This window comes from Acidithiobacillus sp. TH-A35 (genome assembly GCF_057473505.1).
Genome location: NZ_JBYCKR010000082.1, coordinates 1 through 8014 on the forward strand (window position 1 = coordinate 1; position 8014 = coordinate 8014).

Genomic DNA, 8014 nt, shown 5'->3' on the forward strand with positions numbered 1-8014 from the left:
AATGAGGGAAAGCTCCATTGAGTCCGGGCAAATTCCTCATGACGATCTGCCCGATCAAGGACGTCTGCACAACAAGGACATTGACCACCCATGAATACATCCACGCTATCTTCCCCCATGCAGCCCGTACCATTAAAAAAGGATTATTTCGGGCGAGCACTGATTATCGGCGCGGTGCTGGAGGCGCTGATGATTGGCGGATTGATTTATTCCAATTGGTCCCAGCCGGTAACTATCAAGCCAAAACCGAGAATCATCGCGATCCATATGGTCCAGCCGGCACCGCCGAAACCCAAGCCGACTCCACCGCCGCCAAAGCCCGTGGTACAACCAAAGCCGACTCCGAAACCGGTGCCCAAACCGACACCACGACGGGTTCCGCATCCAGTGCAGCATCATCCGTTGCCGCCCAAGCCGTTGCTCGCCAAAACGCCAGCTCCGCGGCTTCCGGTTTACGCGCCACCGGTGACGCCGCCTGCGCCGCCACCGCCACCGCCACCGAGTCCTGCTGCACGGCAGGCCGCCATCGACAATTATGCAGCCATGCTGCGTGCGCGGGTCCAGGCCAATGCGCGCGTGCCTGACTCCGTCCGTATGATGCATGTCAGCGGTACCGCGGTGATCTCCTTTCGCCTGACCCCATCCGGTCATCTGCTTTCTGCGCACGTCGCCCAAAGCAGTGGTATTGGCGCCATAAATCGTGCGGCACTCAAAGCCGTAGAAATCGCCAGTTATCCCCCGTTTCGCAAAAAAATGCCCAAACACGACATGACCTTTAATGTGCAGGTGCATCTTTCCGCACGGGAGAGCTAATTATTACGTTTATCAGCTTGCCGTAACATGCCAAAGCGGATCTGACGATTGTAATATTCAGCGTCACCTGATAAGATTTTATCTGCGCATAACCGATTTATTTTCACAACTTATATCATAAAACTACGGGGTTTTTCATGTCTGAAGAGATCCAAGAATGGCCAAGAAGTACGCGATGGATACATATGGGATTTGCATTGGTAGTGACTTTTCTGCTTCTTAGCGAACTCGACATGAAGGCAATATGGAAAAAAGTTGGCGAGCTTCCATTTCGGCACTTGCTATTTCATGCGCATATGTGGGTTGGCATGTTTGCGACGTTAGTTATTCTGGCGTTTTGGCTCGAAATTGTACGCATCAAGAAGCTGCGTTCGCACCTTTTCCCATATAGTGGAGAGTACTTAGAAAACATATGCAGCGATATAAAGGGGCTGGCAGATGGAAGACTGCCGCCCAGTGGGATGCGAGGTGGTTTACCAGGGATGGTGCATGGACTTGGTTTGCTGGCCGTGACTGGCATGGCTATTTTGGGATTTGCAATGTTTTTCCTGATTCCAAATTATGGGGTGGCTGCGCCTATGGCTATTTATCAAATACCCAAGAAATTACATGACTTTCTGTCATCATTTGTCTGGCTATATTGGTGGGGACATATCGGCATGGCGGCATTGCATACCGTTAAGTCTCCCTCTGTTTTGCGGGTATTCAGACCTTAGAACGAAGTATTTTATCCCCCTGAAAGCCACTTTTGGAATGCTCCAGCAGTCTGTACTACCTGGAGGCATTCTTTCTGTGCGGCCTGCTGGCGGTGCAGGGAGAGTGGTGTCCCATATGGCTCCGCGTGTTTATTGAGCTGATTGGTTCTCTAAACGGTTCCTAGTGGTCACCACGCCGATAATATCGATGCTCATACGCGCGCCGACGATGTTCTCTGTACCGCTCACCGTCTCGGTACCTGTGCTCGTCGCGGTACCTAGAGTCGGCACGCTGACCATAGTGAGCCGGCGGGGGCATATAGTAACCGGAAGCATAATCCCGGCTGTCAGCAACCGCGCTGTGGGCAACGGAAAACGTGAGCCCCAAGAGAAGTAAAGGTGTTATCAATAGATGTTTTTTCATAAGGATTCCGCATATCGGAAAAAACATGCGTTAACAATGTCAGCCTGTCACTATTAACGCGTTGCATAGGATGGTTGGCAATCAGTGATCTTCACCGTGGTGCCACCCACCGCCCCTTCCCCCGTAATAACCTCCATAATAGCCTCCATATGGGGGCGCTATTATACAGCCAGAAAGCATGGAAGCACCAACAAAAAGTAATACTGCCACATAAATCAGTCGTTTGAGTTGCTTCATGTTACCCATAAGATTCCCTCCATGCAATGACTGCAAACATCGCGTTGTGACGCTTTCTGCTAATAAAGTGTTCAGCGACCCGCTCCATCCACGCGCCTGTCACGGCCCAATAAAACCGTTTAGCGGATTAAATGTCAAGTTATTAATTAGCCTTACTTCAAGCTGTAATAATAGTGAATTCTTATCGTTACTGACGAACCGAACCGCATCCTGTTTGCCAGAGCGCTTTCGATGATACCACCGAAAAGGCGTTCGCCAGGCAGGCTAAGAAGATTAGCCCGGTTGGCCTGCGCTGCTACGCATTCAAAACGTAACGCTTCTCACTACACTAATATTTTGCCGAGGTCAGTCCGTTGGGGGCGAAATTCAACGACCAGTTCACGGACCTGGAACTTTTGGAAATGACCGAATGTCATAGATCGGTTCCATCTGTAGATCAATTAGAGTGCCATAATTATTCCATTATTGAACTAAAAACGATGATGGGAAGCATTCTTGTTGGTGGGGCATAGCGTTACCTGGAATCAAACGATAGCGCGGGAGGCTTTCCCGCTTGATGAAACAGATCCCTGCACCGATATGGAGATATATTATGCACCCATTAATGCGCAAAATGACGGCAGAGTTCATTGGCACCTTTGGACTTATTTTTTTTGGCGGCGGCGCGGCGGCCATGGGTCAACCACTCATAGATATCGCCCTGGCTAACGGGTTGGCTATTATGATCGCGGCCTATGTATTCGGGGATATCAGCGGTGGCATTGTGAATCCTGCGGTCACTCTTGGCGGTGCCATAGCAGGAAAAATCAGTTGGCGGGATGCAGGCATGTATATGATTGCACAGATTCTTGGCGGAATAGCCGCTGGATTTGCACTGCTTACGGTGCTGCACGGACCAATGGGGCACCTGGGTGCCACAACTATCAACACAAACCTTATATCTGTCCCAGGGGGTTTCATGCTGGAGGCGTTGGGGACATTCTTCCTCACCACCACCGCGCTGTATACTGCCATGAGCGATCGTGCTGGTAATGCAGCGCCGCTGGCCATAGGCTTTACTTTGGTCATGATTGCCACATTCATGGGACCGCTCACGGGGGCCAGCGTCAACCCGGCACGGACGTTGGGTCCTGCCGTGGCAGGTGATTACTATCCACATATATGGGTTTATCTCATTGCAACCCCATTGGGGGGTCTGGTCGCCGGTTTGCTTTATAAATTTATGCAGGAAGGCAAAACCGACATGCACTTTAGGGAAGCGTTGAAGGAAGAAGGGATAAATCTCTAATTTTAGGTATCCCCGTTTTACCGGGGCAATATATTAACATACGCCAGATTCATGTCGCTACGAATCTGGCGTATGTTCGTAAATAAATAAAAACAGTTCGCAATGCTGATATGCTCGTTCGCTATTCATCTGATTTTCGTGACACAGGACTTCGCCAGATAGGTATAGGGGTGAACTTTTGGTCATGGCCAAACGAGTATAAGCTTTCCCCGAATGAGGTCAGAGTATGCTCCGCTTTGCCCAGCGCACGATTTGCATCCACAAAACACAAACCAACAACAGCCCGAGGGCGGCCAGGAGTGGTGGCATGCTAACGGCGGCAAAACCCATTACATCGCGCAACAAAGGAATCGCCAGGACCGCCACGAGCACCGCACCCACACCTGCGAACATGGGTGCCAGCAATGGATTATTACCGCCCAGATTATGCAGCGCCGTATGGGTCAAGTCGCGATTGGCCAGGATCAACAGAAACAACGCCAGTACCAGGGCGGTGAACGCGCTGATACGAATGTCTTCTTCGGCCCAGCCCAGAAACTGCAACAATGCAGATCCTGCCAGAAGAATGACCGCAATCCCAAGGCCTTGTGCCAATGCAAAGCCAATGTTACCGGCGGCGAATGGGTTAGAGTTGAGTAGGCGCGGCGGTCGACACATGATGTCGGCTGCTGCGGGCTCAGCCTCGAACACGGTGGAACAGGCCGGGTCGATCAGCAGTTCAAGCACCGCGATATGCACCGGCAGCAGCAGGATGGGCCAATTTAGTAATGCTGGCAACAGCGCCAGCGCGATAACGGGTAGATGCACCGCGAAGACAAAGCGCGCCGCTTTGACGACGTTGTCGTAGATACGCCGCCCTTGTGCGATGGCGGCGACGATGCTGGCGAAGCTATCGTCCAGCAGCACCAAGGCAGCAGCCTCGCGGGCCACGTCGGTGCCGCGCTCCCCCATGGCGATGCCTACATCAGCAGCCTTGAGCGCAGGAGCATCATTGACGCCGTCGCCGGTCATCGCCACCACATCGCCAGTTTGCTGCAGCACCCGCACCAGGCGCAATTTCTGCTCCGGCTGCAGGCGAGCACACAGGTCCACCTGCAGCAGGCGCTGGCGCAGACCAATGTCATCCAGCGCAGCGATCTCGACGCCGGTGACAACCTCTGGCCGCTCGGACAGGCCGACCAGCCTGGCAATAGCCCGCGCTGTGGCAGGATGGTCGCCAGTGAGCATGAGAATGCGTATTCCCGCCGCTCGACATTCAGCAATCGCCGCGGGAACCTCGGGGCGCGGCGGATCAAAAAACCCGACCAGGCCCAGGAAGGTAAAATCAAAGTCGTGCTGGCTTGGTGGCCACGGCGCATCCGGGCTGCCTGCCTGCCATTCGCCCTTGGCCACACCCAGCACCCGTAGTCCCCGCCCGGCCATGGCTTCAACCTGACTCTGAATAGCGCACCGCGCCTCATCCGCCAGATGGCATAGATCGGCAACCGCCTCGGGGGCGCCTTTGGTGGCCAGCAAATGGGTGGCCGGTCGCATACCAGAAAACACCCGGGTTATGGCCAGGATGTCCGGCGACAGCTCGTACTGGAATTCGGGGCGGCGATCATCGTGAATGTGCTCGGTGCCCGCCAGTTGCGAGTGACCAAAGGCCTGGATGGCTTTTTCCATCGGATCGAAGGGATCTATCGGCGTTGCCAGCATGGCGAATTCGACGAGGAGGTGAAAGGTTTCGGACAGTTCGGTGCCCGGTGACGCAATGAAATTCGCATCACCTGCGGCCAGCTCCGCGACCTCCATGCGGTTTTGCGTGAGCGTGCCTGTCTTGTCCACCGCAAGCACGGTGACGGCTCCCAGCGCTTCAACGGCGGACATGCGGCGCGTCAACACCTTTTTTTTCGAAATACGCCAGGCGCCCAAGGCCAGAAATACGGTGAGAATGACCGGAATCTCCTGGGGAAGGATGGCCATGGCCAGGGCAATGCCCGAGAGCAAGCTCTCCAGCAGCGAACGTCCATCCCACAACCAGTTCACCAAAACCAGCGATACGGCCAACAACAGCGCGATCACCGTCAGGTTACGGATAAGCCTGCGCGTGGATTGTTGCAGGCCGGAGGTCATCTCTCCCGTTGTTGCCAAAGCCTGACCAATGCGTCCCACCGCAGTGCCTGCACCCGTTGCACCGACCACCGCGAACCCCACCCCCTTGGTAACCAAGGTGCTGGCGTACAAGGTTGACGTGCCATCACCGCCAGGTATGGCCAGCCCAGCGATCTTCGGATTGGGGAGCTTGTCCACCGGCACGGCCTCACCGGTGAGCAGCGACTCGTCCACCGTGAGCTGACCCTGCACCAGTTGCGCATCGGCGGCAATGCGGTCGCCCTCGTGCAAAACCAGGAGATCGCCGCGCACCACCTCGCGCCCGGCGATGCGCAGCTCCTGATCGTCCCGGATCACCAGCGCCCGTGGCGCCGAGAGATCGCGCAACGATTCCAGCGCACGCTGGGTCTTGCGCTCCTGGGCCAGGGTGATGCCGATGACCACGAACACGAAGGCCAGCAGGAAGAGTGCTTCGGCACGGTCCCCCAGGAGCAGATAGATGCCGCCAGCCACCAAGAGCATCACGAACGTCGGTTCGACCAGGACGCCAAGCACGATGGCCAGGAGGGTTTTTGGCGTGCTTCCCGGCAGCAAATTTGGACCATCCTCGACTAAGCGCTGCGCCGCAGTTGCGCGCGTAAGCGCCGTCAAGTGATGGGCGTCAGTTTGTGCCGTGGGGCGTGTGTCCATATTCAATGCACCATCTTGTTGGGCAACAGATCCAGGTCACGAGCGCAGTGCTCCAGACGCCAGGGGGCGCACACTTTTAGTGGGCCGAAATCTCCGCAAGCAACAGCACCATATGAAAACGAGAACCGGAAGGCCGCTTAGTCGGACTAAGTGGCCTTTTCAAAGCGCAGCGCTGCCGAATTCAGACAATAGCGCAGCCCCGTTGGTGCCGGGCCATCGGGAAACACATGCCCCAGATGGCTATCACAACGGGCACAGCGGATTTCCGTGCGCACCATACCGTGGCTGGCATCGCGAATCTCGCGGATATGATCAGGCGCATAAGGCTCCCGGAAACTCGGCCAGCCCGTCCCCGACTCAAACTTGGCCGTAGAGCGAAACAGCGGCAGACTGCATAACGCACAGACAAAAACCCCGTTACCCTTTTCATGCAGCAGGCCGCCGCAGAAGGGCGTCTCCGTGCCATGCTCAAAAAGCACGTGACGCACCTCGGCAGACAAACCCTGCGCCATTTCTGCGCGCCTCCCGGCGTCAATCGGGGTCAAATCAAAACCAGCGGATGAACAGACCATTGCTATAATCTCCGTTAATTTTTGCGCAATAATTGCGGAAAATGCGCGTGCAGTTTTTCTACTTTCGGTAGTGCCACCGCACATATATAGGGCTGATCGGGATGCTGCCGGGCATAATCCTGATGGGTGTCTTCGGCGGGATAAAAATGCGTCAAGGGCATGACTTCGGTGGCGATGGGTCCATCAAAAACACCCGCCTGATTGAGCTGCGCCACATAATCCCGTGCCATCACCGCCTGCGCATCGTTCAGAGTAAATATGGCGGAGCGGTACTGCGTCCCCACATCATTCCCCTGCCGGTTATGCTGCGTCGGATCGTGGGCCACCGTAAAAAAGACCTGTAACAAACGACCAAAAGACAGCATTGCCGGATCGTAGTGAATCTCCACCGCTTCAGCATGGCCTGTTGCGCCGCCGCACACCGCCCGGTAATTCGCGGTCGCCGCCGCGCCGCCCGTATAACCAGACACTACCCGCGTCACCCCGGCAAGGTCCAGATACACCGCCTCCACACACCAGAAACAGCCCCCCGCCAGCACCACCACACCCGGAGCTTCGGCGGCGGGATCCTCGCGGCTGGGAGCAGGAATCGTTAAAGCCATGACATGCACTCCATGAGCGCCCGTAGCCGCTTGATCCGGAACGGGCATTGTCCCGAGCATAACCGCAAACTTTCACCAAACCAAATGTCAACAGGCGATGTGCCAGACTCCGGCGCATTTGCTAGTATTCACGTTCTGGCAAGATTCGTTTTGCAAAAATTCTGGAGAGTGGGCCATGGAAACTGAAGATCAGAGCAGCGGAACAAAGGGGCGCATTGGATTCAGAAAAGCCGCAGGGCTGCGTTTAGCGGCGCTGCTTTTCGGCCCGCTAGTGCTCGCCGGATGTGCAACCAGCCCAAATCTCAAATCTGCGGAGCATCTGGTGCAAAGCAACTTCCATGGCCAGGCCCATGTGGTCAAGGTCTTTCCCGGCCCCACCCCAAAGCTTACCGGTATCGTCGCCGAGAACAGTCAGCATCAGCAGGGCATACTCTGGATGTTGTCCAGCCGCTACCTCCTGCTCGGCCCGGTGATGAACGATAAGGGCCACGATATCACCCACGCTGCCACAAAAAAGTATCTGGCCCAACCCGGGAAGGTCCCTGCCGAACATATTGCCCCGGCGGCAATGAAGGCGCCGGGCTTCACGATAGGCCATG

Annotated in this window: 6 protein-coding genes and 1 pseudogene; 4 read left to right on the forward strand and 3 right to left on the reverse strand. The window is 55.6% G+C overall.

The features are described 5' to 3' along the window. Positions 1-90: 90 nt before the first annotated feature. The 3 genes from AC2VNK_RS03145 to AC2VNK_RS03155 all read left to right on the forward strand — a co-directional run bounded on the left by AC2VNK_RS03145 (position 91) and on the right by AC2VNK_RS03155 (position 3457). Positions 91-813, forward strand: coding sequence for an energy transducer TonB (locus AC2VNK_RS03145; protein WP_486882763.1), 723 nt, complete (start codon positions 91-93; stop codon positions 811-813). Positions 814-950: 137 nt separating this feature from the next. Continuing rightward, positions 951-1529: a cytochrome b/b6 domain-containing protein gene (locus tag AC2VNK_RS03150; RefSeq protein ID WP_291520445.1), complete on the forward strand. Its 579-nt coding sequence runs from the start codon at positions 951-953 to the stop codon at positions 1527-1529. A 1196-nt stretch (positions 1530-2725) separates the two neighbouring features. Further along, on the forward strand, positions 2726-3457 hold the full coding sequence (locus AC2VNK_RS03155; protein ID WP_486882767.1) for an MIP/aquaporin family protein: 732 nt from the start codon (positions 2726-2728) through the stop codon (positions 3455-3457). A gap of 219 nt (positions 3458-3676) precedes the next feature. Here the strand turns inward: AC2VNK_RS03155 and AC2VNK_RS03160 are convergent, their stop codons facing one another. From AC2VNK_RS03160 to msrA, 3 genes are all read right to left on the reverse strand, one after another. Continuing rightward, positions 3677-6241 carry a cation-translocating P-type ATPase gene (locus AC2VNK_RS03160; RefSeq protein WP_486882764.1) on the reverse strand — a complete coding sequence of 855 codons (2565 nt, stop codon included), beginning with the start codon at positions 6239-6241 and terminating at the stop codon, positions 3677-3679. Positions 6242-6387: 146 nt separating this feature from the next. Beyond that, complete coding sequence (gene msrB, locus AC2VNK_RS03165) at positions 6388-6813, reverse strand: peptide-methionine (R)-S-oxide reductase MsrB (RefSeq protein ID WP_486882765.1); 426 nt, start codon at positions 6811-6813, stop codon at positions 6388-6390. A 14-nt stretch (positions 6814-6827) separates the two neighbouring features. Beyond that, positions 6828-7415, reverse strand: a complete 588-nt coding sequence (gene msrA / locus AC2VNK_RS03170) for a peptide-methionine (S)-S-oxide reductase MsrA (RefSeq protein ID WP_486882766.1) — start codon at positions 7413-7415, stop codon at positions 6828-6830. A 175-nt stretch (positions 7416-7590) separates the two neighbouring features. Between msrA and AC2VNK_RS03175 the strand changes: the two are divergent. Next, a pseudogene (locus tag AC2VNK_RS03175) lies at positions 7591-8014 on the forward strand (thioredoxin fold domain-containing protein); the annotation flags it as partial.

Coding starts and splice junctions, on each gene's coding strand:
- AC2VNK_RS03150 (WP_291520445.1), top strand. CDS start 951: ATGTCTGAAGAGATCCAAGAATGGCCAAGAAGTACGCGATGGATACAT.
- AC2VNK_RS03145 (WP_486882763.1), top strand. CDS start 91: ATGAATACATCCACGCTATCTTCCCCCATGCAGCCCGTACCATTAAAA.
- AC2VNK_RS03160 (WP_486882764.1), bottom strand. CDS start 6,241: ATGGACACACGCCCCACGGCACAAACTGACGCCCATCACTTGACGGCG.
- msrB (WP_486882765.1), bottom strand. CDS start 6,813: ATGGTCTGTTCATCCGCTGGTTTTGATTTGACCCCGATTGACGCCGGG.
- AC2VNK_RS03155 (WP_486882767.1), top strand. CDS start 2,726: ATGAAACAGATCCCTGCACCGATATGGAGATATATTATGCACCCATTA.
- msrA (WP_486882766.1), bottom strand. CDS start 7,415: ATGGCTTTAACGATTCCTGCTCCCAGCCGCGAGGATCCCGCCGCCGAA.